Here is a 24,896-nt window from a genome sequence, read left to right on the forward strand (position 1 = left end):
CGAAACATGCCGGTGACACAACGTCGATTTATGGCGCTAACGCCCCAAATCACTGAAAGGTGAGCTTTTAGATCCGGACCAGAGCGATCTGGGGCAGGCAGTCGCATTCGTGCGGTTTGCCGGTCTCTGCTTTTCCGGTGGGTTCATTCTGTTGCGCGGCTAAACGGTCGGCTATTGCCGATCGTATCGGTTTGGGCCGGCATGATGCCGGCGGCACAACTAAGGAGTTCAGGGCGTAATGGCAACAATCACCCCGCAGAAGAAGTCCACCGCGGCCCGCCAGGGGTTCAAGACCGGCGAGTTCATTGTCTACCCGGCGCATGGCGTCGGCCAGATCGTGGCGATCGAAGAGCAAGAAGTTGCGGGTCACAAGCTGGAACTGTTCGTCATCGACTTCCAGAAGGACAAGATGCGGCTCAAGGTTCCGGTCGCCAAGGCGACCTCGATCGGCATGCGCAAGCTGTCGGAAGAGGATTATGTCGACCGCGCGCTCAAGGTCGTGCAGGGTCGCGCCCGCATCAAGCGCACCATGTGGTCGCGCCGCGCCCAGGAATATGACGCCAAGATCAATTCCGGCGACCTGATCTCGATCTCGGAAGTCGTGCGCGACCTCTACCGCGCCGATAACCAGCCGGAGCAGTCCTATTCCGAGCGTCAGCTTTATGAAGCCGCGCTCGACCGCATGGCCCGCGAGATCGCCGCGGTGAACCGCATGTCGGAGACCGAGGCGGTGCGCCTCATCGAGGTCAACCTCAACAAGGGTCCGAAGCGCGGTGCCAAGGCCGACAACGAGGAAGCCGAACAGGAAGAAGCCGCCTGAGCTTTTCCGGTTTTGGAGTTACGAAGAACCCGGCCTCGCGCCGGGTTTTTTGTGTTCGGAGCACTATTGAAAGTCGCGCCGCCCTCATCCGCCTGCCGGCACCTTCTCCCCGTACAGTGACGGGAAGAAGGGAGATGCTGCAGCCTCGGCGCTCAATTCTGCACGTCGATAGTTGGCGAAATCGTTCGTGGCGGCATCTTTCTCCCGTCACTATACGGGGAGAAGGTGCCGGCAGGGCAATGAGGGGCAGCGCAAACCTACGAGGAAATCGTACCTACCCCCTAGCCCCCGGCTTCCTTCTGCGCCTCTTCCTGCCTGAGCGAGGCGATGAAGCGCTTGGTCCGCTCGCGCTCCGGATTGTCGAAGACGACCGAAGCCGGTCCCTTCTCGACAATCGAGCCGGCATCGAGGAAGACGACCTCCTGCGCGATCTTGGAGGCGAGCCTCAGATCATGCGTGGCCATCACCATCGTCGTGCCTTCGCGGGCCAACTGCCCGAGCACGTCGACCACTTCCTGCGCCAGTTCCGGATCGAGCGCCGAGGTCGGCTCGTCGCAGAGCAGCACGCGCGGCGACGGCGCCAGCGCCCGGGCAATCGCCACGCGCTGCTGTTGGCCGCCAGACAGCGTCGCCGGCCAGGCGTCGGCCTTATGCGCCATGCCGACCTTTTCGAGCAGCGCCATCGCCCGCTCGCGCGCCCGCGGCTCGGGCCATTTCAGCACCGTCACCAGCCCTTCCATGACATTCTCGATCGCCGTGCGATGCGGGAAGAGCTGGAAATTCTGGAACACCATGCCGGTCTGCAGGCGGATGCGCTGGATGTCCTTGGCCGGCACCTTGACGCCGGGATGGAAGGCAAGCGTCTCGTCGCCGATGCGCAAGGAACCGGAGGTCGGAATCTCCAGCAGGTTGATGCAGCGCAAGAGCGTGCTTTTGCCGCCGCCCGAAGGGCCGACCAGCGCCGTCACGCTGCCCTCGTCCAGGCTGACGGTGACGCCCTTCAGCACCAGATTGTCGCCGAAGCGCTTTTCGATGTCGGTGAGGCCGATCATGCGTTGGCCTCCAGAAAGCCGCCATAGCGGTTGAGCCGCACCTCGAGCCGCGCCTGCAGCGCCGACAGCACCGAGCTCATCACGAGATAGAGCGCCGCCGCCTCGACATAGAGGATCAGCGGCTCATAGGTGGTGGCGACGATGCGCTGCGCGGCCTGGAACATCTCGGGCACCGTTATCGCTGCCGCGAGCGAGGTGTCCTTGACCAGCGAGATGAAGGTGTTCGAAAGCGGCGGCACCGCGACGCGGCCCGCCTGCGGAAGGATGGTGCGCCGCATCGCCTGGCTCCAGGTCATCCCGATCGAATAGGACGCCTCCCACTGGCCTTTCGGCACCGAGCCGATGACGGCGCGGATGATCTCCGACGTGTAGGCGCCGATGTTGAGCGTGAAGCCGATCAGCGCCGCGGGGAAGGCATCGAGCAGGATGCCGACCGAGGGCAGGCCGTAGAAGATCAGGAAGAGCTGCACCAGAAGCGGCGTGCCGCGAAAGATCCAGACATAGAAGCGCACCAGCGCGACGAGCGGCTTCGGGCCGAACAGCCGGATCAGCGCCGTCACCAGCCCGGCGATGAGCCCGAGCGCGAAGGACAAAAGCGTCAGCGGCACGGTGAAGATCAGCGCCGCCCATAAAAGCGTCGGCAACGATTCCAGCATCAATTGCAGCCAGTGTGGCACCGAGCGCTTCTCCCTTCCGATACGGCGGCGCGTTCCCCCGTATGGGCCGACTAACATGCAAGAGCCGTGGGGCCGTCAAAGACGCCCCCGACGAATGTCGTGCAAAAGGCGGGCCGTCTTGGACGGCCCGCCGGTTTTCAAGCAAAAGGACGATTGCCTTACTTCGAAACGTCCTGGCCGAAATACTTGTCGGCGATCTTCTGATAGGTGCCGTCGGCCTTGATATCGGCCAGCGCCTTGTTGATGGCAGCGACAAGCTCCGGATCGCCCTTGCGCACGATGACGCCGGAATAATCGGCATTCTCTTCCTGCGCGGCGATCTTCACATTGGCGTCCGGCTTGTGCTTCTTGAAGTCGAGGAAGGACAGGCTGTCGTTGATGGTGGCGTCGGCGCGGCCGGTGAGCAGAAGCTGGATCGACTGGTCGAAGCCGTCGGTGCCGACGAGCTCGGCGCCGTTCTTCTCGGCGAGCTTGCCGAAATTCGAGGTCAGCGACTGCGCGGCCTTCTTGCCCTTGAGGTCAGCGAAGGTCTTGATGTCGGTGTTGTCGCCGCGCACGATCAGCACCGCCTTCGAGGCGATGTAGGGATCGGAGAAATCATATTTGGCCTTGCGGGCATCGGTGATGCCGACCTCGTTGATGACGGCGTCGTAGCGGTTGGCGTCGAGGCCGGCGATCAGCCCGTCCCACTTGCCTTCGAGGAATTGGACCTTGACGCCGAGCTTGTCGCCGATGGCCTTGGCGATCTCGACGTCGAAGCCGACCAGCGCGTTGGACTCGTCGTGATAGGTGAAGGGCGCATAGGTGCCCTCAGTGCCGACCTTGAGCACGCCGGCCTGCTTGATCTGGTCGAGATTGGCGCCGGCATGGCCGGCGGTGATCGCCAGAACCTGCAGCGTTCCGGCGATAAGAAGCGGTTTGAGCCATTTCATTTTTCTGTGATCCCGTTTTGACCGGTGCCCCGGCGCGATTGTGAGAGCCGGAAACTGACAGATAGAAGGCTGCAAAATAAGGAACCAGATTTCAAATATCCGCTCTGCCAGAAATCTGGTTCTCAAAACCCGCCAAAAATCCACCAAGCGGCTTTTCCCGGCAGTTAACAAAATGCTTCCGCTGGCAACATCTGGGCCCTCAGGCGGCGGAACCATCCATGCGCCTGACACGTTGCATGGCTGTTGTAGGGCGCGGCGGCGTCTTTTCAACCGCCATACGCGCGCAATCGTCGCAAAAGGAGCCGGCATGATCGAGGACGCGGCAGGACGGACGCTGGTCCGGGCGGCAATGAAGGCTCCCTATCTCGAGCGCGACGAAGAGCATGTGCTGGCGCTCCGCTGGAAGGAAGAAAACGACCAGCACGCGCTGAATCGGATCACCGTCGCCCATATGCGCCTGGTCATCTCCATGGCCTCGAAATTCCGCCATTACGGCCTGCCGCTCGGTGATTTGATCCAGGAAGGCCATGTCGGCTTGCTCGAGGCGGCGGCCCGCTTCGAGCCCGCGCGCGAAGTACGCTTCTCGACCTATGCCACCTGGTGGATCCGCGCCTCGATGCAGGATTATATCCTGCGCAACTGGTCGATCGTGCGCGGCGGCACCAGCTCGGCGCAGAAGGCGCTGTTCTTCAACCTCCGGCGCTTGCGCGCACGGCTGGCCAACGGCGCCGAGCCGCTCTCCAACACCTCGCTCTACCGCGAGGTCTCGGCCGCGCTCGGCGTGCCGGAAGCCGACGTGGCGATGATGGATTCACGCCTCTCCTCGCCCGACAGCTCGCTCAACGCGCCTTTGGCCGACGAGAACGGCGCCGCCGAGCGGATGGATTTCCTGGTCTCCGAGGATCCGCTTCCCGACGAAATCGTCGGCGAAAGGATCGATGTCCAGCGCCGGGCCGTCTGGCTGAAGAGCGCGCTCGGCGCGCTCAACGCCCGCGAGCTTCGCATCATCGAGGAGCGCAGGCTGAGCGATGACGGCGCCACGCTGGAATCGCTTGGCGAACAGCTCGGCATCTCCAAGGAGCGCGTCCGCCAGATCGAGGCCCGCGCCATGGAAAAACTGAAGCTGGCCCTGGTGAAACAGAACCCGGGATTTTTGGCGGAAGCAGCCTGACGCCAATCAGCGTTCGAATTCGACGATAAGATATTGACTAAATAAGAAAAATATCGCCACCGGGGCAATTTTCCCTCATCCGGACTTCTGGATTGTGAGGTCCTTAACAGACCATTGCGTCGCAACTGGCATCTTTGAAGCCTCCAGACAGATATGGAGGATTTGCCATGCTGCGATGCTGCGCGCTCCTTGCTGCCTTGATCCTCGTGGGTCTCACGACGTTCGAGGCGCATGCCGATCAAAGGGTGGCCCTCGTGATCGGCAATTCGCAATACCGCGAAATCCCGGCCCTCAAGAACCCGGACAAGGATGCCGAGGACGTGTCGAAGACATTCCGGCTGGCCGGCTTCGAGGTCTTCGCCGCCAAGGACCTCACCAGGCTTCAGTTCGAAGAGAAGTTCCGCAACTATCTCGCGGCGGCCGACGGCGCCGATCTTGCGGTCGTCTACTATTCCGGCCACGGCTTTCAGATCGGCGGCGAGAATTTCCTGATCCCGGTCGACGCGTCGCTGAAAGACGCGGCCGACATGGAAGTCCAGGCCATCAAGGTCGATGACATATTGCGGCAGCTGCGCTCGAGATCGAAGATCCAGATGATCATCCTCGACGCCTGCCGCAACAATCCTTTCCCGCGCAAGGACTATTGGCTGCGCGACCAGTTGATCGGCGCCGGCGACAGCGGACTTGCGCAGGTGACAGGCTCGCAGAACACGCTGATTGCCTTTGCCACCGAGCCAGGGGCGGTCGCCTATGACGGCTCCGGCGATCTCAGTCCGTTTTCATCATCCTTCTCCCGCCGCGCGCTGGCGCCGAACCAGGAGATACGCTCGGTCATGGCGGCGGTACGCCGCGATGTGGTCAAGGCGACCAACGGCAAGCAGGTTCCGTGGGAGAGTTCCTCGTTGACCGATGACGTCGTGGTGATGCGCGGGACGGAGCAACCCGCGCCGCCGCCTGACCTCGGGCAAGACCAGCAGGCGGCGGAGCGCGGGATCGAAATCGCCGCCGCCGAAGCGATAGACAATCGTGACATCCGCGTCCCGCTCGGCGTCGGCCCGGTTCCGTTGAAGCTGGATTTCCCGGCCAATGATGCCGGGGTCAGCCTCAAGCTTGCGAGTTATCCGGCGACCGGAACACTGTCCCTGCCGGATCGCGTGCTGTCGCCGCAATCGAGGCTGAGGGCAGGCGAGGTTGGCAATCTGCGCTACGAGCCGCAGATCGGCTCGACCGCTCCCGTCGACATCGGCTTCCAGATCCGCGTGGGCAACGCCGCGAAACAGGCGACGGTGAAACTGTCGCCGAATGTCGATCCTTGCGACCAGGCCGCCGGCGAGCCGCTCGACCTGCAGGGCGTCGTCCCGGGCAGACTGCCGAACGAGATCGGCGGCGGAGCGGTGGACGCCTGCGAGGCGGCGGCGAAATCCTATCCCGACATTGCGCGCTTCCGTTACGAGTTGGGGCGGGCGCTGCTGGCGGCGGGCAGGATCGACGAAGCCAGGCAGGCGATCCAGGAGGCCGCGGACAAGGGTCATATCCGCGCCCTGTTCGCGCTCGGCTCCATCGCCTCGTCCGGAATGGGGACGGCCGCCGACACACCGAAGGCAGGCGACCTCTATTCGAAGGCGGCCGACAAGGGAGACCCCTACGCCATGGCTGCCTGGGGCCGCGCTTTGTTCAACGGCCTCGGCGTCGAGCGCGACACCGGCAAGGGACTGGACCTGCTGCTCCAGGCAGCGGCGATGGGACACATCGATGCGATGAAGGAGCTTGCGGTGATCTTCAACGAAGGCCGCAACGGCGTGCCCGCCGACCCGGCCCGTGCCCTGGCTTTCCTGAAGGCGGGCATGGAGCGGCAAAACGTGTATTCGATGGGCATCCTGGGCCTTCCCGCGCGAAGCACCCCCGTGGTCATAGCGTGCAAACCCCCGAAGGTCATCACGAAGATAAAGGTGATCCGCGTGCCCGTGTCGAAACCGAAGCCCGTCACACCGACAGTTCCGGAAAAACCTGGGATCAAGCCGGTGCCAACGGAAACCGGGAGGCCACCCTGGAGTGGCAGTGGCGCCGGCGGCAGTACGGGCGGCGGCACTACCGGAGGTGGCCAAAGTGAGGGTGGCGGCACCGGTGGTGGCACTACCGGTGGTAGCCAAAGTGAGGGTGGCAGCACCGGTAGCGACGGCTTGTGACGACAACGGCCCCCGACCGGGCGATTGGTCAAGCCGGCGGCGCCCGGTCGGGCTGAACTCGCGAGTCCCTACTTGTCGGTGACGATCTTGACCTTGTCGCCGGCCGATACGCTGGCGCCCGGCGACATGGCGTTGAGCACGCGGAACAGGTCGAGCTTGCGGTCGACGCCGACCATCTGGGCCGCGAGCGAGCCCATGGTCTGGCCGGGCTGCACGGTGACGACCCGGATATGCAGCGGCTTCAGCGCCGCCTTCTCGGCCGGGCTCAGCACGCGGAAGGAGCCGCTGACCGAGCGCGCGACCGGATCCAGCGACGCGCTGGCAGAGGGCGCCGCTGTCAGCAGCCTGTAGACCTGCCCGCCGGCGCGGATCACCGCGATGTCGAACTGCCAGCCTTGGGCACTGGCATGCGCTATCGCCGCGTCGTTGCCGTTAATCGTCTCCTGGCGCACGCTGGCGTCTTCGAGCCCCGCCACCCAGCCGCTGCGGATGTAATCGGTGAGCGAGACCGACTTGTCGATCGCCACCCCGTCGAAGCGGATGGCGATGTCGCCAGGCCCGGTCGCGGTGACCGCGGCCGCCGAATTGTCGATGACGAAACCGTCCGGCACGGTGAAGGATACGCCGAGATTGGGGTGCATGAAGGTCTGGCCGCGCACATAGCCTTCTTCCGGCGTGTCGCCGTAAAGCAGGCCGTCTATGCCGGCCAGGAATGCGTCGCGATCACGCGTGCCGACGCCGGGCGGGCCGAAATTGCGCGCAAGGCGCTGCGCCAGCTCGATACGCTGCGGCGTGTTGGGGTGCGTCGCCAGGAAGTCGAGGCTGGCGTCGGTGGCGCCGCTGACGGAGCGGAAATCCGTATAGGCCGACATCGACTGCAGGAAGCGGCCGGCGGCGTAAGGATCGTAGCCCGCCTCGCCGATCGACTTGATGCCGATGGCGTCGGCCTGCAGTTCCTGATTGCGCGAGAATTGCGCAAGCCTGAGCTTGCCGCGGATCAGCGCCGCCTTGGCGGTCGGGCTGTCGCCCAGAACGTCGGAAACCACCTTGGTGGCCAGGCCTTCCTCGGCCTCGAGCTGCTGCCGCTGCAGTCCATGATTGGCGGTGACGTGGCCCATCTCATGCGCGATGACGGCGGCAAGCTCGGAGGAGTCGTTGGCCAGCGCCAGCAACCCGCGCGTCACATAGAGATAGCCGCCCGGCAGCGCGAAGGCGTTGACGTTGGGCGAATTGAGGATGGTGATGCGATAGGTCTGGGTCGGGTTGGCCGACACCACCGTCAGGTTACCGACGACCTTGGCCACCATGCGTTCCAGCTTCGGATCGGAATATTCGCCGCCATAGGTGGCGAGAATCCGGGGATGCTGCGCCTTCGCCATTTCGGCGAGCTTGGCGTTGGCGACGACATTGTCGACGGTGATCGGCTTGTCGGAGGGCTGGAAGCCGCTCTCCTGCACGTCCGGCGGCGTGAACATCTGGCAGCTGGCCAGCGCCACGGCAACGCTTGCCAGCGCGAAAAACCGTGCCAGTGGCCTCATCCACACTTTCTCAGTGCCGGTCGACAGATCGGCTTCCTTTCGAAATCTTTCGGCAAATCACCACCCGGACCAGCATGGCCGGACCTAGCCACACTCCCCCGGACAAGGCAAGCAAACGCCAAATCACCCATTGCCGGTTTGGCCGCAAATTATGTCCGCTTCCGGGCAATATGTTGTGTTCCGGCAACGGTGCCGCCTCGATCGCCGATATAGCGCCTGAAGGCATCCGGTCCAGACCGATCGAAGAAATCGTCGGCCGGCCCGGCCGCCGCGATCGTGCCTTCATCGAGAAATGCCACGTCCTCGCCGATGCGGCGCGCATCTTCCGGCTGATGCGTGACGAACAGCACCGTCATTTCGCGCTCGGCATGGATGCCGGCGACAAGGTCGAGCATGTCCTCGCGCAGCGCCGGGCCGAGCGATGCGAAAGGCTCGTCGAGCAGCAGTACCGGCCGGTCGCGCAGCAGCACCCTCGCCAGCGCCACGCGCTGCCGCTCGCCGCCGGAGAGCTCGCGCGGCAGCCGCTTTTCCTTACCCGTCAGGCCGACACGCGCCAGCGCCTCGGCGACGGCAATGCGGTCGGCGTCGCCGAGCCTCAGCGACGGCGAGCGGCCGAGCCCGACATTGGCTTCGACGGAAAGATGCGCGAACAAATTGTTTTCCTGGAACACCATCGACACCGGTCGCGCCGAAGGGCTCAGGTTGCCGACATCGATGCCGCCGATCAGCACCTTGCCTGTATCGGGCGTTTCGAAGCCGGCTATCAGATTGAGCAGCGTCGACTTGCCGGAACCGCTCGGCCCCATGATGGCGGTGATCCTGCCGGCCGCGAATTCGGCATCGAAGCGGAAGGAAGACTCGCCATAGCTGAACGAGACGCCATCCAGCGCGACCGTTAGGCCCTTTTTCGCCGCTGTGCCGTCGATGGTCGTCGTCATCACTTTCCTTCCCGCCCCAGCCGGTCGGCGGCGACCACCAGCATCAGGCAGACCAGGCCGAGCAGCAAGGCAAGTCCCGCGGCGTCGGCGGTCCGATAGCTGCCCATGCGCGCCAAAAGCAGATAGGGCAAGGTCTGCACGGAATCGCTGCCGAACAGCGCGATCACGCCGAGATCGCCGAGCGACAGCGCCATGGCGAATGCAAAGCCGATCGCCAAGGGCCGCCTCAATGACGGCCAGTCGATCAGGCTGAGCCGGGTCCATCCGGATATGCCGAGCGCCAGGCAAAGCCGCTCATGGCGCTCGCTCGCCGCGTCATAGGCCGGGCGGATGGCACGGATGGCGAAGGGCATCGCCATCACCGCGTTGACGGCGACGACCATGACCGGCGCGACGGCGAAGACATCGGTGAGGTTGCGGAGCGTCAGGAACCAGCCGGCGCCAAGCACGATCGGCGGCACGACAAGCACGAAGCCGGCGCCCGTGTCGGCGGCATGTTCGAGCAGCGACATGGTGCTCCCCGAGCGGCGCCGCAGGGCCAGCGCGCGCCGCGCCGCAATCAACGCCAGCGACAGCGTCACGCTGAGCAGCGCCGCAAGCAAGGCAAGGCCCGCGCTGGTGAGCGTCGCGCGACGCACCGCCTCTTCACCCGCCAGCCGGCCGAGGTTGGCCTCCAGGCCTGAAAACACCGTCGCCAGCATCGGTCCGGCGACAAACAGCAGGCCAAGCGTGATGAGGCCGGCATTCAGCACGATCTCCATGCGGCTTGCCGAGATGTAGCGGCGCGGCGCCACCGGCAGATTGGCGTCGCCGACCGTGTTGGCGCCGAGCCGTGTGAGTGCGACGACCACGATGAAGGTGAGCGCGATCTGCAGCAGCGTCAGCACCACGGCGCGCGCGGGATCGAAATCGAAGCGCAGCGCCTGGTAGATGGCGACCTCCAGCGTCGTCGCGGCCGGACCGCCACCCAGCGTCAGCACGATGGTGAAGGAGGTGATGCAGAGCATGAAGACCAGCCCCGCAATTCCCGGCAAGGCGGCGCGCAGCACCGGCCATTCGATCAGCCGGAAGGCTGGCCGGGCGCCCATGCCGAGCTGGCTCGCCAGTCGCCACTGGTCGGCGGGAACGGTGCCCAGCGCCTCGAGGAAGAGGCGCGTCGCCAGTGGCAGGTTGAAGAAGACATGCGCGACCAGGATGCCGGAGAGGCCGTAGATCCCCGGCCATTCGCCGCCGCCAAGCCCGGCGAAGACGCCGGCAAAATATCCGGCCCGACCGTAGAGCGCCAAGATGCCGAGCGCGGCGACAATCGCCGGCAACGCCAGCGGCAAGGTGAACAATTGCAGGATCAGGGCGCGGCCGGGGAAGCTTGGATGCCTCGATAAAGCGCGCGCCACCAACAGCGCCGGCGCGACCGACAGCAGCGTCGAGAGAGCCGCCTGCCACAGCGTGAAGCGGGCGACGCGCAGGAGGTAGCCGTCGAAAGCGGCGGCAGCACCGGAAAGATCATGCGCGCCTTCGACGGCAAGGCCGGCGAAGGCACCGCCGATGAGCAGCGCGATGGCCGCAAGGGCGAAGACGCCGGCGGTGACGCGGGAGTCAGCGCGCGGCCGCACGCAGCACCATTTGGGTTCGACCTAGCGAACGCCGCGTTCCTTCGCGCCCCCCTCTGTTCTGCCGGATATCTCCCCCTCTAGGGGAGAGATTGGCAGCTTTGGCACCCCGCTCAGTCCTGCGGCGTTGGAGAATGGCGAAAGTCGAGATGACAGCTGATCTCCCCCCTTGAGGGGGAGATGTCCGGCAGGACAGAGGGGGGCGCCGTAGAGCAATCATCTTGGAAGGATAATAACCAAGACCAGCTACTTGCTCATCACCGCCAGCCACTCATCCACCCAGGCCTTGCGGTTGGCCGCGACTTCCTGTGGGCTGAACAACAGGGTCTTGGTCGGCTTCACCAGTTTGTCGAAGGCCGGGTTGAGCGGCTTGTCGGTCTTTCCGGCCGGGAACATCCAGTTGGTCTCCGGAATGACGTCCTGGAACTTCGGCCCGGTCATGAAGGCGATAAACTTCTGTGCCAGCGGGTTCTTCGCGCCGGTCGTCGTGATGCCGGCAACCTCGATCTGCAGGTATTCGCCCTCCTCGAAAGAGGCCGCCTGATAGCGCTCGGTGTTCTCAGCCACCATGTGGTAGGCCGGCGAGGTGGTGTAGGAGAGTACCATCGGCGCCTCGCCCTTGGTGAACAGGCCATAGGCCTCGCTCCAGCCGGGTGTCACCGTCAGGACTTTCGACTTGAGCTTGGCCCAGGCTTCCGGCGCCTTGTCGCCATAGACAGACTTCACCCACAGGAGCAGGCCGAGGCCGGGCGTCGAGGTGCGCGGATCCTGGATGACGATCTTGTCGGTTCCGGCACCCTCGACCAGATCCTTCAGGCTCTTCGGCGGCGTCTTCAGCTTCTGCGTGTCATAGACCACGGCGAAATAGCCATAGTCGAAAGGCACGAAAGTGTCGTCGCTCCAGCCGCCCGGCACATTGATGCCCGAGACTTCGCCATGCGGCGCGAACAGGCCGCTCGCCTTGGCATCGGCGGTGAGATTGGTGTCGAGGCCAAGCACGATATCGGCCTTGGTGCCGGCGCCCTCCAGCTTGACGCGGTTGAGGAGCGCCACTCCGTCGGCCACCGAGACGAATTGGAGATCGCAGCCGCATTCGGCCTCGAATTCCTTCTTCACCGCCGGTCCCGGACCCCAATCGGCGGTGAAGCTCTCATAGGTGTAAACGGTGAGCTTGTCCTTTGCCTGGGCAGGCGCGACGCCGGCCAGGAGCGATAAAAGACCGGTTGCAACAATGAGATTGGACAGCATTGCGCGCATCGGCGCCTCCTTCGTTAGAGTGACAAGGAATTGAGGCGCCGGATGGTCCGAAACGTCTAATCCCTCCGCCGGTACAAACCGGATCAGGTTCAGCGGGTTGGCTCGATTGCCTCTCAGCCGGATCACGTCCGGCACCCCGTTAGAGCGCTTCGAGAGATAAGCGCGGCCGAAGCGCCGCGCAAGCGGAAGTTTGCCGGGCAGCTAATGTTCTGAGGCAGGACGCGGGCCGAAGCGCACTGCATCCGACTTCCGTTTCGCCCGGTGGGCTGGTAAGGGCGACGCCCATGGGCACATTCACCATTCTGCTTGGCGGCGAGCTCATTCGCACGCCCCGGCTCGAACGCCAGATCGAGGATTCGCGCGTCATCGCCGCCGATGCCGGCATCGGCCATGCCCGCATGCTTGGCCTAGTGCCGGAACTCTGGGTCGGCGATTTCGACTCGGTGCCGGCGAACCTGCCCGTAGATCTGGCCGCCGTTCCGCGAAAGATCTTCCCGACCGAAAAGGACATGACCGACGGAGAGCTCGCCATAGCGGAAGCGCTTCAGCGCGGCGCGACCAGCCTCCTGTTGGCCGGAGCCTTCGGCGGCAAGCGCGCCGACCACGCCTTCCTGCATCTGGCGCTCGCCATGCGGCTGGCCGAGGCGGGCACCACCGTGCTGCTGACGAGCGGCGCGCAGGAAGGCGTTCCGGTTTTGCCCGGCAGTGCCGGTTTCGACTATGCTGACGGCACCTTGTTTTCGGTGCTCGGCTTCTCCGAGCTCGCCGGGCTGACGGTCACCGGCGCCAAATGGCCGCTCGACCGCGTCGAGGTGGCGTTCGGCTCCTCGCTCACTATATCAAACGAGGTCAAAGGGCAGCTTGGAATCGCGCTGGAGCGCGGCCGGGCGCTGCTGCTGGCCCGCCCCTATCCTCTTCCAGAAAGCTGATATGGCGCCGCCACTCCTCAATCTCGATGGCATTAAATTGACCTTCGGCGGCACGCCGCTGCTCGACGGCGCGGCGCTCAGCGCATCCGCCGGCGAGAAGATCGCGCTGGTCGGCCGCAACGGCTCGGGCAAGTCGACGCTGCTCAAGATCGCCGCCGGGATGATCGAGCCGCAGGACGGCGAGGTCTTCCGTCAGCCCTCGGCCACGGTCCGCTATCTGCCGCAGATGCCGGACATGGACGGCTTCGCCAGCGTGCGCGCCTATGTCGAGGCAGGTCTCGGCCCGGCCGACGATCCGCATCGCGCCAGCTATCTGATGGAACATCTCGGCCTCACCGGTGAGGAACGACCGAACGACCTTTCCGGCGGCGAGGCGCGGCGCGCCGCTCTTGCCCGCGTCATGGCGCCCGAGCCCGACATCCTTTTGCTCGACGAGCCGACCAATCATCTCGATCTTTCGGTGATTGAGTGGCTGGAAGAAGAGCTTGCCCGCACCTCGTCGGCGGTGATCCTGATCTCGCACGACCGCCGCTTTCTCGAGCGCGTCTCGCGCGCCACGGTCTGGCTCGATCGCGGCCAGACGCGGCGGCTGGACAAGGGCTTCGCCCATTTCGAGGAATGGCGCGACCAGGTGCTGGAAGAAGAAGAGCGCGAACAGCACAAGCTCGGCCGCCAGATCGTGCGCGAGGAGCATTGGCTGCGCTATGGCGTGACCGCCAGGCGCAAGCGCAACATGCGCCGCCTCGGCGAATTGCAGGCCATGCGCCAGCGTTTCCGCAGCCATCGCGGTGCCGAGGGCACCGCCACCATGGTGGCAAGCGACGCCGTCGAATCCGGCAAGCTGGTGATCGAGGCCAAGGGTATCGACAAGAGTTTTGGCGATCTCACCGTGGTCAAGGGCTTCTCGACCCGCATCCAGCGCGGCGACCGCGTCGGCCTGGTCGGCCCCAACGGCGCCGGCAAGACGACATTGTTGAAAATGCTGACCGGCGAGTTGGCGCCGGATGCAGGCACCGTGCGGCTCGGTGTCAATCTGGAGATCGCGACGCTCGACCAGAAACGCGAGGCCGTCGACCCGCAGGAGACGCTGGCGCATTACCTGACCGACGGCCGCGGCGAGAACCTGCTCGTCAATGGCGAACAGCGCCACGTCGTCTCCTATATGAAGGACTTCCTGTTCAAGCCGGAGCAGGCGCGCACGCCGGTGCGCGAGCTTTCCGGCGGCGAACGCGCGCGGCTGCTGCTGGCGCGCGTGCTGGCGCGGCCGGCGAATTTGCTGGTGCTCGACGAGCCGACCAACGATCTCGACATGGAGACGCTGGAGCTGCTGCAGGAGCTGGTCGCGGGCTTTGCCGGAACCGTGATCCTGGTCAGCCACGACCGCGACTTTCTCGACCGTACCGTCACCAGCGTGATCGCGCCGGAGGGCAACGGCCGCTGGATCGAATATGCCGGCGGCTATTCCGACATGCTGGCGCAGCGCGGCGGTTCCAGACTGGAAGATCGCAAGGCGAGGCCGAAGGCCGAGGCCGCCGAGGCCGCGCCGAAGGCCGAACAGGCAGCGCCGAAGGCTCCCGCGAAAAAGCTCTCGTTCAAGCAGAAATTCGCGCTGGATTCCCTGCCCAAGAAGATCGAGGCGGTGACAGCCTCGATTTCGCGGCTGGAGAACAACATCGCCGACCCGTCCTTCTACGAGCGAGACCCGGTCTCCTTCCAGAAGACCATCGCCGCGCTCGACAAGGAGCGCACGACGCTCGCCGCGCTCGAGGAAGAGTGGCTGGAACTGGAGATGCTGCGGGAGGAGATGGAGGGGTAGTAACGTCTTCGTTGCAAAGGCGGCACGTGCGCATAAGATATGTGCATAATGAGGACGCCGTCATGCGCAAGATAGCAGCGAACGCGGTCCGCCAACCGGCTAATCTGTCGATCGATTCTCAGCTCATGGCGGAAGCCAAGCGACTCAACGTGAACGTATCGCGCGCGGCGGAGGCGGGGATAGCGGAAGCGGCCGCTGCCGAGAAGACGCGGCTATGGAAGCTTGAAAACCGCGCGACGATGGACGCTTGGAACGACTATATCGACAAGCATGGCATCCCGCTCGCCGAGCATCGGCAATTCTGATGGCGCGCTATGATGTCTTCGCCAGCGGCATCGAAGGCGGCTATTTGCTCGACGTTCAATCCGACCTGCTCGACCAATTCAAGACTAGGGTCGTCGTTCCGCTCTGCCGCTGACCTAGACGCCTTCGCCGATGGGCAAGCTGCATCCGGTCTTCGAGATCAACGGGCGGAAGATAGTGATGGCGACTCACCTGATCGCGACAGTGGCTGCGACCGAACTCGGTGAAAATCGAACCAATCTCATAAGCCACCACGACGAGATCGCGCTGCGCTCGACATGCTGTTTCAGGGCTTCTGAGCGGCGGCGGCTTAAACTGCCTCACCTCACCCCGACGTTTTCGCCGCCCAGGCCTTCAGCGCCTCGTCAAACACCTTCTCGCCCGGGATGCCCTTTTCCATGGTGAGCAGCGCGCGGCGTCCGGTCTTGTAGACCACCGGCACGTCGATCCAGTCCTGGCCCCTGAGCAGGGTCAGATTGGCGTCCTCGTCGGCCTTGGTATCGTTGAGCGCGACGAGGAAGAAGCCGTCGGCGATCTTGGCCGGGATGCCGATCAGCGGGCTGCCGGCGTCCTGCTCCGAACTCTTCATGGCGATGCGCAGGATGTTGTCGACGCCGCCGCCGTCAAACCCTTCCGGCGTCAGGAAGATCATCTCGATGATGTGGCTGGCCGGCAGCGTCTGGTCGGTGTTGCGCCGGATCGTCATGCGCAGCTGGATATTCTTGCCCGGGATCGTCGCTTCGGCGCGGATCGCCGGTTCCGGAGGCAGGTCGCCGCCTGGCGATTCCTGCACCAGCGACCAGACGATGCTGCCGGGCTCGGCAGTGCCCTGCTGGGTGCTGGTGCGCTCCTCATAGAAGATCGCCTTCTGCCCGACCGGCACGGTCGCTTCGGCCGTCGCAGGCGCGGGCGGCGTCGTGCCTGCGGCCGGCGGCGTTGCTCCAGCCGCGGGCGGCGTGGCTCCTGCCGCGGGCGGCGTCTGATTGGCTGCGCCGGCCGCCGGCGCAGCCGGCGTGGTTCCCCCGGCGGGCGCCCCAGGCGTTTGCGTTGCCGCAGCAGGCGGGGTCGTCGCCGGCGCCGTTGCCGGCGCGGCCGGCGGCCGCGACGTCAGCGCCGCGACGGATTCGCCTTCTCCGATCGTGGCCTGTCCGCCGGCGGGACCGGGGTCGGTTTCCTTGCCATCGGGCGTCAGGCGCTGCGTGAACTTGGTCGTCCCGGCAGGCTCGCTGGCGCCGGAGGGGGCCGGCGCCGCGGCCGTCTCGGCGGCCGGCTTGGCCGGAGCCGGCTTCGCAAGCGGCTCGGTCGAGACCGTCTTGCTGCCGCCGCCAAGGCCGAAGAGCGAGCCGAACGCATTCTTGTTCAGCCATATGCCGTAACCGGCGCCCGCCAGCACCAGCAGCGCGATGACGGCGGCGATCAAGCCGCCATAGCCGCGCTTGCGCTCCTGCGGCTGTGGCCGCAGGCGCTGGAAGGTGTCGGCCGCCGGCTGCTCGTCATTGGCAAAGACGTCGCCATCGTCGGCATCGTCCGCCAGGCCCACATCGTCTTCGCGCGGCGACGGCATCGGTGGCGCCGCATTCTGCCAGGCAGGCTCCGCCTTCGGCGCGGCCTGCCAGCTTGGCTCGGTCTTTGCCGTGTTCTGCCAGGCAGGTTCGGCCTTCGCAGAGCCTTGCGGCGCGGGCTCCGCCTTCGGCGCGCTTTGCCAGCTCGGTTCCGTCCTGGCGGGCGGAGCCGCCGGCTTCAATGGTTCGGATTTGAACGGATCCGGCTTGGCAGGCGCAGGCCCGGATGCAGGCGCCGGCGCCGGCTGGCGGGCATGGTTCGGCTGGTTCCTGTTGCGGTCGATGGAGGAGAAGATATGCTCCAGCTCCGCCAGCGGATCCTCGGCCGGAACGCGTTTGACATAGTCGCGCTCGACGCTGGAGATGGCATCTTCCAGGGAACGTTTTTGCTTGCCGACGACATCGGGCGCAAGCGGCGGAGAATACTCCGCCAGCTTCTTCGCCAGCACCGTGCGGGCACCGTCGTATATCTGCTTGCGCACCTCGAACGAAGGATCCACCTTCTTATCGAGCTGCTTTTTCAGAATACTAACGAAATCTGCCATGCGTCAGGTGACCTGCATTCTTTTCCCGCCGGCCGCAAATCAGCCATAGCGCCGGGAAGGGCTGTGAAACTAGTCTTGAAACGGGTCTGTCACAAGTATTGTGTCGTCCCGCTCGGGGCTGGTGGAGAGCAGCGCCACCGGCGCGCCGATCAGTTCCTCGATATGGCGGACATATTTGACGGCTTGCGCCGGCAGATCGTTCCAGCTTCTGGCGCCGGCCGTGGTTCCCTTCCAGCCTTCGAGCGTCTCGTAGATGGGCTCGACCCGCGCTTGCGCGCCCTGGCTGGCCGGCAGGTAGTCGATCGTCTCGCCGTCGAGCCTGTAGCCGGTGCAGACCTTGATCTCGTCCAGCCCGTCGAGCACGTCGAGCTTGGTGAGCGCGATGCCCTTGATGCCGTTGACGGCGACGGCCTGGCGTACCAGCACGGCATCGAACCAGCCGCAGCGGCGCTTGCGTCCAGTGACGACGCCGAACTCGTGGCCGCGTGTGCCGAGGAACTCGCCGATCTCGTTCTTCTGCTCGGTCGGGAACGGTCCCTCGCCGACGCGCGTCGTATAGGCCTTGGTGATGCCGAGCACGTAGCCGATGACGCCGGGGCCGACGCCGGAACCGGCGGCAGCTTGCCCCGCGACCGTATTGGACGAGGTGACGAAGGGATAGGTGCCGTGGTCGATGTCGAGCAGCGTGCCCTGCGCGCCTTCGAACAGGATGCGCTCGCCGGCGCGGCGCTTGTCGTCGAGCACTTTCCAGACGCGGTCCATGTAAGGCAGGATCTCGGCGGCCACGGAAGTCAGCTCCTGCATGATCGCCTCATGCGTCGCCTCCGGATGGCCGAGCCCGCGGCGAAGCGCGTTGTGGTGCGTCAACAGCCTGTCGACCTTCAAGGGAAGCGTTTCCAAATCCGCCAAATCCATCACCCGCACCGCACGCCGGCCCACCTTGTCCTCGTAGGCGGGGCCGATGCCGCGGCGGGTCGTGCCAATCTTGGTTCCGGAATTCGAGGCGGCATCTTCGCGGAATCCGTCCAGCTCACGGTGCAGCGACAGGATAAGCGCGGTGTTTTCGGCTATTTTCAGGCGCTCCGGCGTGACCTCCACGCCCTGCTCCTTGAGCTTCTTGGCTTCGGCGACGAAGGCATGCGGATCGAACACCACGCCATTGCCGATGATCGAAAGCTTGCCCTGCCTGACCACGCCTGAGGGCAGCAGCGACAGCTTGTAGACCTTGCCGTCGACGACCAGCGTATGGCCGGCGTTGTGGCCTCCCTGGAAGCGCACGACCACATCGGCCCGTTCCGACAGCCAGTCGACGATCTTGCCCTTGCCTTCGTCGCCCCACTGCGAGCCGACGACCACCACATTGGCCATGTTCTTTTCCCTTGAAATGCCGCGCGAGCGGCCTGAAACGACAGGCCTCTATAGCGTCAAGCGCCGGCCGGCGCGACCCTTTCTTTGCCGCCGAAACCATCCTTGGAGCATGATCCCCGAACCGAAGGTCGGCGAACGCAAAAGCGGGTGCCGGCTTTCGGAAGCGACCATGCTCCAGCCAGGAGTTGGACCAAAATGACGCCACCGGCGTGACGTCTACCTGGGCCCAGGCACAACAAATTCCGCCTTTCGCATCATTTACTTGCCGCCGCCGGCACTCTAGGTCGGTCTGAACGCCCGAATATCCTGCTGGGCCGGATTCTCCATGCACCGAGCCGCCTATCTGTTCCTTCTGTCGACCATGCTCTTGTGGGGCGGCAATTCAGTGGCGGGCAAGCTTGCCGTCGGCCATGTCTCGCCGATGACGCTGGTGTTCCTGCGCTGGGTCATGGCCGTGCTGATCCTGCTTCCCGTCGGATGGCGCACACTGCGCGAGGATTGGCCCGAAGCGCGCAGACACTGGAAGCTGCTTGCCGGCCTCGGCGCTTGCGGCTTCACCATCTTCAACGTCATCTTCTACACCGCGCTCAACTACACGACCGCCATCAACGTCTCGATCGAGCAGGCAGCCATCCCGATCGTCATCATCCTTGCCAATTTCCTGCTGTTCAGGCTGCGGGTGCGGCCCCTGCAGATCGTCGGCGTCGTGCTCACCATCGTCGGCGTCGCACTGACCGCCAGCCATGGCGACCTCGGCCAGTTGCTGAAGCTCGATCTCAACTTCGGCGACGCCATCATGCTTGTCGCCGTGCTTTGCTATAGCCTCTATTCGGTGGGGCTGCGCCTCAAGCCGGCAATCCGCTGGCAAAGTTTCATGCTGGCGCTGTCGATCGCCGCGCTGCTGACATCCGTGCCCTTCTTCGTCTGGGAGATCATGGCCGGCCGCGCCGTCATGCCGGACGCGTATGGATGGGCGCTGACGCTCTACACGGCGCTCGGCGCTTCGGTGGTCTCCCAGGTTCTCTACATCAAGGGTAACGAATTGATCGGCGCCAACCGCGCCGGCCTGTTCATCAACCTTGTGCCGATCTTCGGCACGCTGCTTTCGGTGCTGATCGTCGGCGAGCGGTTTCAGCCCTATCAGGCCCTCGCGTTGGCGCTTGTCCTCGGCGGCATCGCGCTGGCCGAATACAGCGGCAGCAGAGCAGCGCTGCAGACAGGATGACGTCTCGATCATGCGCCAAGCAGCCATCGGATGGCGGCTATGACAGCACCGCCCCGCCTGCTGCTGCAAGCGGGGCGTTTTCATGTTGGGCGATGGAGGATGGGTTTATTCGCCGCCGACGTCGAAGCGAAGCCGCTTCGCCGAATCGATCGACTTGTGCGCCCGCACCTGCTCCAACACTTTTTCCGGGAACGGCGCATCGAGATAAAGCAGCGCGATCGCATCGCCGCCGGGCCGGTTGCGGCCGAGCTGGAAGTTGGCGATGTTGACGCCGTTCTCGCCGCACACCGTGCCGAGCAGCCCGATGATGCCGGGCGCGTCGGCATTGGTCGTGTAGAGCATGTGCTGGCCGACCTCTGCGTCGAGATTGATGCCCTTGATCTGGATGAAGCGCGGCTTGCCGTCGGAGAAGCAGGTGCCGGCAATCGAGCGCGTCATGTGCTCGGTCTTGACGGTGAGCTTGATATAGCCGTCGAACACGCCTGACTTGTCACGCTTGACCTCTGCGACGATGATGCCGCGCTCCTTCACCATGATGGGCGCCGACACCATGTTGACGTCGGAGACCTGCGGCCGGATGAGGCCGGCAAGGGCAGCGCTCACCAGCGCGCGCGTGTTCATCGTCGCGGTCGAGCCGTCGAACAGGATCTCGACCTCCTTGATCGGATCCTCGGTGACTTGGCCGACAAAGGCGCCGAGCACTTCGGCAAGCTTGACGAAGGGTTTCAGCCGTGGCGCCTCCTCGGCGGTGATCGAGGGCATGTTGATGGCATTGGAGACCGCGCCCTTGATCAGGTAATCGCTCATCTGCTCGGCGACTTGCAGCGCGACATTCTCCTGCGCTTCCGTTGTCGAGGCGCCGAGATGCGGGGTTGCCACGACATTCTCCATTCCGAACAGCGGGTTGTTCTCCGCCGGTTCTACCTCGAAGACGTCGATGCCCGCGCCGGCCACCTTGCCGCTCTTCAGCGCGGCAACCAGGTCGGCCTCGACGACCAATCCGCCGCGGGCGCAATTGATGATGCGCACGCCGTTCTTCATCTTGGCGATCGCAGCCGCGTCGATGATGTTGCGCGTCTTGTCGGTCAGCGGCGTGTGCAAGGTGATGAAGTCGGCGCGGGCGAACAGCTCGTCGAGCTCGACTTTCTCGACGCCGAGTTCCTCGGCGCGGCTGTCCGACAGGAACGGGTCGAAGGCGATCACATGCATCTTCAGGCCAATGCCGCGCGCGGCGACGATCGAGCCGATATTGCCGCAGCCGATCACGCCCAGCGTCTTGCCGGTGATCTCGATGCCCATGAAGCGGTTCTTTTCCCATTTTCCCGCGTGCGTCGAGGCATTGGCCTCTGGGATCTGGCGCGCTAGGGCGAAGATCATGGCGACGGCATGCTCCGCCGTGGTGATCGAATTGCCGAAGGGCGTGTTCATCACGATGATACCCCTGCGGCTGGCGGCGGGGATATCGACATTGTCGACACCGATGCCGGCGCGGCCGACGACCTTCAGCCTGCCGGCGGCATTGATCAGCTTCTCGGTAACCTTGGTCGCCGAGCGGATGGCGAGGCCGTCATACTGGCCGATCACTTCGAGCAGCTTTTCCTTGTCCTTGCCGAGATCGGGCAGATAGTCGACCTCGATGCCGCGATCCTTGAAGATCTGCACGGCGGTGGTTGAAAGTTTATCCGAAACGAGAACGCGGGGCGCCATTGCGGCCTCCTTGACTGGAAATGGACTGTGTCGGGAAATGGCGGCCTGCGGGCCGCCACGGAACTCAGGCCGCTGCTTTGAGCGACGCCTTCTGCATGGCGAAGGCCCAGTCGAGCCAGGGCAGCAGCGCTTCGAGATCGGAGGTCTCGACGGTTGCGCCGCACCAGATGCGCAGGCCGGGCGGGGCATCGCGATAAGAGCCGATGTCGTAAGCGACGCCTTCCTTGTCGAGCAAAGACACGATCCCTTTGGCGAAGGCCGCCTGGCCGGCGGCGTCGAGCGCCGCCACTTGCGTGTCGGTGAAGGAAAGGCACACGGACGTGTTGGACCGCGTCACCGGATCGACGGCGAGATGGCCGAGCCAGGGTGACCTTTCCACGAACCGGTCGAGCACCGCGGCATTGGCGTCGGCCCGGGCTATCAGCGCTTCCAGACCGCCGATCGACTTCGCCCAGTGGAGCGCGTCGAGATAATCCTCCACGCACAGCATAGACGGCGTGTTGATGGTCTCGCCCTTGAAGATGCCCTCGATCAGCTTGCCGCCCGAGGTGAGGCGAAAGATCTTCGGCAGCGGCCAGGCCGGCTTGTAGGTCTCCAGCCGCTCGACGGCGCGGGGCGACAGGATAAGCATGCCATGCGCGCCCTCGCCGCCCAGCACCTTCTGCCAGGAGAAGGTGACGACATCGAGCTTGTCGAAGTCGAGCCTTTGCGCGAATGCCGCCGAGGTGGCGTCGCAGATGGTCAAACCTTTACGGTGCGTGGGAATGAAATCGCCGTTCGGCACGCGCACGCCCGAGGTCGTGCCGTTCCAGGTGAAGACCACGTCACGGTCGAAATCGATCTGCGTCAGGTCGGGCAGCTGGCCATAGCCGGCCTCGAACTGGCGCACATCGGCAAGCTTGAGTTGCTTGACCACATCGGTCACCCAGCCGGAACCGAAGCTTTCCCAGGCGACCATGTCGACGCCGCGCTCGCCGAGCAGCGACCACAGCGCCATCTCGACCGCGCCCGTGTCCGACGCCGGCACGATGCCGATGCGATAATTCGCGGGAACCTTGAGGATTTCGCGCGTCAGCTCGATTGCCTGTTCGAGCTTGGCCTTGCCGATCTTGGCGCGGTGCGAGCGCCCGAGGGCGGCGGCTTTCAGCGCCTCGGCCGACCAGCCGGGACGCTTAGCGCAGGGACCCGAAGAGAAATTGGGATTTGCCGGACGGAGTCCGGGCTTGGTAGGTGTCGTCATCGTGGTCTATCCTTCCAGATAGTAGCCCCTCGTTGGGGAGGGGTGGCCCACGGACGGCGATATGCGCTCGAGGCTTCGGCGTCAAGAGCAAAGTTTTTGTCGCTGACGGGATATTCGGCTCGACTGGTGCTCGATCCGAAAGGAAAACGGCGGGCGGTTCAGGACCCGCCGTCGGAACCTCTTCACGGGCGTGGCTACCAGAGATCGTAGCGCAGCCCGAGCTTGACCTGATGATTGCTGATGCCTTTGTGGACAGGGAAGGAGGTTAGACTTTCGGCGGTAACATATTCCGCATTGGGGGCGGAGAAATATTGGTATCCGAGGTCAATCAGCACGTTCTTGGATACCTGGTAGGCAAGGCCAGCATTCAACGTATAGGCGAGAGAGTACCGAGATTTATTATCCTCGACGGCGAAGCTATTGGCGGAGTCATTGATATCGGTGTAACTGGCCGAAAGCTTGCGCGTGCTGTGAACAACACCGATGCCGGCGCCAACATAAGGCGTGATGCCTACATACGTGCCAAGATCGACATATCCGTTGAGTATGCCCGAGATCGCATAGTTCTTCAGGTTTCCGAACCCCACGGCCGACGGCGTCGCGGTCGCTGTGTCATCATAGCTGAAGCTGGCTTTGTTGCCGGGCAGGTAGCCGAGGTTGAGATCGGCGCGGAGGTAATCGTTGAAATGATATCCGAAGCCGATGCTCGCGAAATACGCGTCCTCGCTCTCGCCAAAGCTTTCGCTGGCAATCGTCGACGGGAAGGTGAAATCCCCATTTTTGAAGCTCTTCTGCGCCAGATAGGAGACATCGCCGCGCAGGTACCAGCCCGAACCGACCTCGACCGGCTGGTAGTCCGGCGCCTGGTCGACATAGATCGGCGGATCGTAGTCCGCCGCCAGCGCCGGCGTCATCGGCAGCAGGATGATTGCGGCAAGCGCTGACGCGATACGCGATCTGGATATCATGGTCCCCGGCTCCTGAAATTGGCGCCAATCACGAACACGGGCGCCGTTTCAAGATCCTATTGTTAACCATAGTGGTTAAGTGCCGGTTAAGGATAACAGCCAGTTACCGAATTGATTTCGATCGATATTTACCGGCGTCGCACAAACGAAAAGCCGCCCGGCTGGCGCCGGGCGGCTTTGAATTCGAGGATCTGGGAAGCGACTACTTGGTGTAGATCGGTTCCGGTCCCGGCACATAAGGCTCCGGCGGCGGAGCGCAGTCCGACTGACCGCCGAACTGGTAGCGGAGACCGCCGCGCACTTCATGCACGTTGATGCCACGGTCGTAGCCGGGGCCGACATTGCTGTCCGAGGCGTATTCGAACATCTTGCCGCCATTGATGTGACTGTAGCGGTAGCCGACGTCCAGCTTGACGCGGTCGGTCAGGCAGTAGGAGGCACCGGCCATGAGAGCATAGGCAAAGCGCCAGCCCTTGCCGCCGCGATGGAAGAAGTCGCCGTCGAGATCGCTGTTATGAAGCGTATCCCACTTGACCCAGGCACCGCCGATGCCGGCGCCAACATAGGGCGTGATACCATGCCAGGTGCCGATATCGACATAGGCGTTGGCCAGAAGCAGCAGCGCCGAATAGGAGGAGGTGTCGACGGAAGTACAGGGCACGCCGCCGCCGCAGAAGCCGACGGTCGAGCCGCGGAAGTTCGACTTGCTCATCCAGTCCGCGGTGAGATCGGTGCGGAAATACTGGTTCACTTGGTAGCCGATGCCAGCGCCCGCTGACAAGGCCCCCTTCAGGGAGCCGGTGGCGAAGCTGCCTTGGGTCTGAGGCGCAGCACCATAGGTAATGTAATCCGCGCCACCGAAGCGCGACCAGTGATAATCGATGTCGCCGCGGATGTACCATCCGCCGACATCGACAGGCTGCGCTTCGACGACCGGCGGCGGAGCCTCTTCGATCGGCTGCGGAAGATCGGCCGCCAGCGCCGGGCCGGCTAGCCCCGCGAACAGCGCGGCAAGCACTGCCATTCTCTTTATATTGAACATGCTGTCACCC

General features: G+C 64.3%; 22 protein-coding genes and 1 riboswitch. Of the genes, 9 read left to right on the forward strand and 13 right to left on the reverse strand.

The features are described from left to right. The first annotated feature begins 247 nt into the window (after nt 1–247). The gene (locus ACVMIM_RS01450; RefSeq protein ID WP_278051705.1) at nt 248–820 is read left to right on the forward strand and encodes a CarD family transcriptional regulator; all 573 of its coding nucleotides are present in this window, start codon (nt 248–250) and stop codon (nt 818–820) included. 281 nt (nt 821–1,101) lie between these two features. Here the strand turns inward: ACVMIM_RS01450 and ACVMIM_RS01455 are convergent, their stop codons facing one another. The 3 genes from ACVMIM_RS01455 to ACVMIM_RS01465 all read right to left on the reverse strand — a co-directional run bounded on the left by ACVMIM_RS01455 (nt 1,102) and on the right by ACVMIM_RS01465 (nt 3,481). After that, nucleotides 1,102–1,872, reverse strand: a complete 771-nt coding sequence (locus ACVMIM_RS01455) for an amino acid ABC transporter ATP-binding protein (RefSeq protein WP_476109958.1) — start codon at nt 1,870–1,872, stop codon at nt 1,102–1,104. After that, nucleotides 1,869–2,549, reverse strand: a complete 681-nt coding sequence (locus tag ACVMIM_RS01460; RefSeq protein ID WP_041004752.1) for an ABC transporter permease subunit — start codon at nt 2,547–2,549, stop codon at nt 1,869–1,871. The genes ACVMIM_RS01455 and ACVMIM_RS01460 overlap by 4 nt, the downstream gene beginning before the upstream one ends. A 158-nt stretch (nt 2,550–2,707) precedes the next feature. Further along, nucleotides 2,708–3,481: an amino acid ABC transporter substrate-binding protein gene (locus ACVMIM_RS01465; RefSeq protein WP_224510780.1), complete on the reverse strand. Its 774-nt coding sequence runs from the start codon at nt 3,479–3,481 to the stop codon at nt 2,708–2,710. Nucleotides 3,482–3,788: 307 nt separating this feature from the next. Between ACVMIM_RS01465 and ACVMIM_RS01470 the strand changes: the two genes are divergently transcribed. Together ACVMIM_RS01470 and ACVMIM_RS01475 are read left to right on the forward strand one after the other, a co-directional pair. Next, complete coding sequence (locus ACVMIM_RS01470) at nt 3,789–4,652, forward strand: RNA polymerase factor sigma-32 (RefSeq protein ID WP_041004748.1); 864 nt, start codon at nt 3,789–3,791, stop codon at nt 4,650–4,652. Between the two features lie 167 nt (nt 4,653–4,819). Further along, nucleotides 4,820–6,838 (forward strand): caspase family protein, encoded by a 2,019-nt coding sequence (locus ACVMIM_RS01475; protein WP_476109960.1) that lies wholly within the window; start codon nt 4,820–4,822, stop codon nt 6,836–6,838. A gap of 68 nt (nt 6,839–6,906) precedes the next feature. Here ACVMIM_RS01475 and ACVMIM_RS01480 read toward each other — a convergent pair whose 3' ends face one another. The 4 genes from ACVMIM_RS01480 to thiB all read right to left on the reverse strand — a co-directional run bounded on the left by ACVMIM_RS01480 (nt 6,907) and on the right by thiB (nt 12,172). Further along, nucleotides 6,907–8,376: a M48 family metalloprotease gene (locus ACVMIM_RS01480; protein WP_476109962.1), complete on the reverse strand. Its 1,470-nt coding sequence runs from the start codon at nt 8,374–8,376 to the stop codon at nt 6,907–6,909. Between the two features lie 149 nt (nt 8,377–8,525). Continuing rightward, entirely contained in the window at nt 8,526–9,314 is a 789-nt protein-coding gene (gene thiQ / locus ACVMIM_RS01485) for a thiamine ABC transporter ATP-binding protein (RefSeq protein WP_476109964.1), read from the reverse strand. Beyond that, nucleotides 9,314–10,927, reverse strand: a complete 1,614-nt coding sequence (thiP, locus tag ACVMIM_RS01490) for a thiamine/thiamine pyrophosphate ABC transporter permease (protein WP_476109966.1) — start codon at nt 10,925–10,927, stop codon at nt 9,314–9,316. The genes thiQ and thiP overlap by 1 nt, the downstream gene beginning before the upstream one ends. Before the next feature lie 243 nt (nt 10,928–11,170). Continuing rightward, a complete protein-coding gene (thiB, locus tag ACVMIM_RS01495) occupies nt 11,171–12,172 on the reverse strand; it encodes a thiamine ABC transporter substrate binding subunit (RefSeq protein ID WP_476117059.1) in 1,002 nt (333 codons plus the stop codon). A 52-nt stretch (nt 12,173–12,224) separates the two neighbouring features. Beyond that, nucleotides 12,225–12,330: riboswitch (TPP riboswitch) on the reverse strand. 135 nt (nt 12,331–12,465) lie between these two features. Between thiB and ACVMIM_RS01500 the strand changes: the two genes are divergently transcribed. From ACVMIM_RS01500 to ACVMIM_RS01520, 5 genes are all read left to right on the forward strand, one after another. After that, nucleotides 12,466–13,110, forward strand: coding sequence for a thiamine diphosphokinase (locus ACVMIM_RS01500; protein ID WP_476109967.1), 645 nt, complete (start codon nt 12,466–12,468; stop codon nt 13,108–13,110). 1 nt (nt 13,111) lies between these two features. Then, complete coding sequence (locus tag ACVMIM_RS01505; RefSeq protein WP_476109968.1) at nt 13,112–14,926, forward strand: ABC-F family ATP-binding cassette domain-containing protein; 1,815 nt, start codon at nt 13,112–13,114, stop codon at nt 14,924–14,926. Between the two features lie 62 nt (nt 14,927–14,988). Continuing rightward, nucleotides 14,989–15,231 (forward strand): type II toxin-antitoxin system CcdA family antitoxin, encoded by a 243-nt coding sequence (locus ACVMIM_RS01510; RefSeq protein ID WP_476109970.1) that lies wholly within the window; start codon nt 14,989–14,991, stop codon nt 15,229–15,231. Beyond that, nucleotides 15,231–15,344, forward strand: a complete 114-nt coding sequence (locus ACVMIM_RS01515; RefSeq protein WP_476109972.1) for a CcdB family protein — start codon at nt 15,231–15,233, stop codon at nt 15,342–15,344. The genes ACVMIM_RS01510 and ACVMIM_RS01515 overlap by 1 nt, the downstream gene beginning before the upstream one ends. Nucleotides 15,345–15,409: 65 nt before the next feature. Continuing rightward, complete coding sequence (locus tag ACVMIM_RS01520) at nt 15,410–15,634, forward strand: hypothetical protein (RefSeq protein WP_476117061.1); 225 nt, start codon at nt 15,410–15,412, stop codon at nt 15,632–15,634. Here the strand turns inward: ACVMIM_RS01520 and ACVMIM_RS01525 are convergent. Continuing rightward, entirely contained in the window at nt 15,555–17,336 is a 1,782-nt protein-coding gene (locus ACVMIM_RS01525) for a hypothetical protein (RefSeq protein ID WP_476109973.1), read from the reverse strand. The two genes, ACVMIM_RS01520 and ACVMIM_RS01525, sit on opposite strands and share 80 nt — an antisense overlap. 69 nt (nt 17,337–17,405) lie before the next feature. Then, on the reverse strand, nt 17,406–18,704 hold the full coding sequence (locus tag ACVMIM_RS01530; protein WP_140752732.1) for an adenylosuccinate synthase: 1,299 nt from the start codon (nt 18,702–18,704) through the stop codon (nt 17,406–17,408). A 325-nt stretch (nt 18,705–19,029) separates the two neighbouring features. Here ACVMIM_RS01530 and ACVMIM_RS01535 point away from each other — a divergent pair, with 325 nt between their 5' ends. Further along, complete coding sequence (locus ACVMIM_RS01535) at nt 19,030–19,929, forward strand: DMT family transporter (RefSeq protein ID WP_476109975.1); 900 nt, start codon at nt 19,030–19,032, stop codon at nt 19,927–19,929. A 105-nt stretch (nt 19,930–20,034) separates the two neighbouring features. Here ACVMIM_RS01535 and serA read toward each other — a convergent pair whose 3' ends face one another. The 4 genes from serA to ACVMIM_RS01555 form a co-directional block, all read right to left on the reverse strand. Then, nucleotides 20,035–21,636, reverse strand: a complete 1,602-nt coding sequence (serA, locus tag ACVMIM_RS01540) for a phosphoglycerate dehydrogenase (protein WP_476109977.1) — start codon at nt 21,634–21,636, stop codon at nt 20,035–20,037. A 64-nt stretch (nt 21,637–21,700) separates the two neighbouring features. Continuing rightward, entirely contained in the window at nt 21,701–22,876 is a 1,176-nt protein-coding gene (locus ACVMIM_RS01545; protein ID WP_476109978.1) for a phosphoserine transaminase, read from the reverse strand. 194 nt (nt 22,877–23,070) lie between these two features. After that, nucleotides 23,071–23,844 carry an outer membrane protein gene (locus ACVMIM_RS01550; protein ID WP_476109980.1) on the reverse strand — a complete coding sequence of 258 codons (774 nt, stop codon included), beginning with the start codon at nt 23,842–23,844 and terminating at the stop codon, nt 23,071–23,073. 202 nt (nt 23,845–24,046) lie between these two features. Beyond that, entirely contained in the window at nt 24,047–24,886 is an 840-nt protein-coding gene (locus ACVMIM_RS01555) for an outer membrane protein (protein WP_476109981.1), read from the reverse strand. Between the last annotated feature and the right edge of the window lie 10 nt (nt 24,887–24,896).

This window comes from Mesorhizobium sp. USDA 4413, from assembly GCF_056280365.1.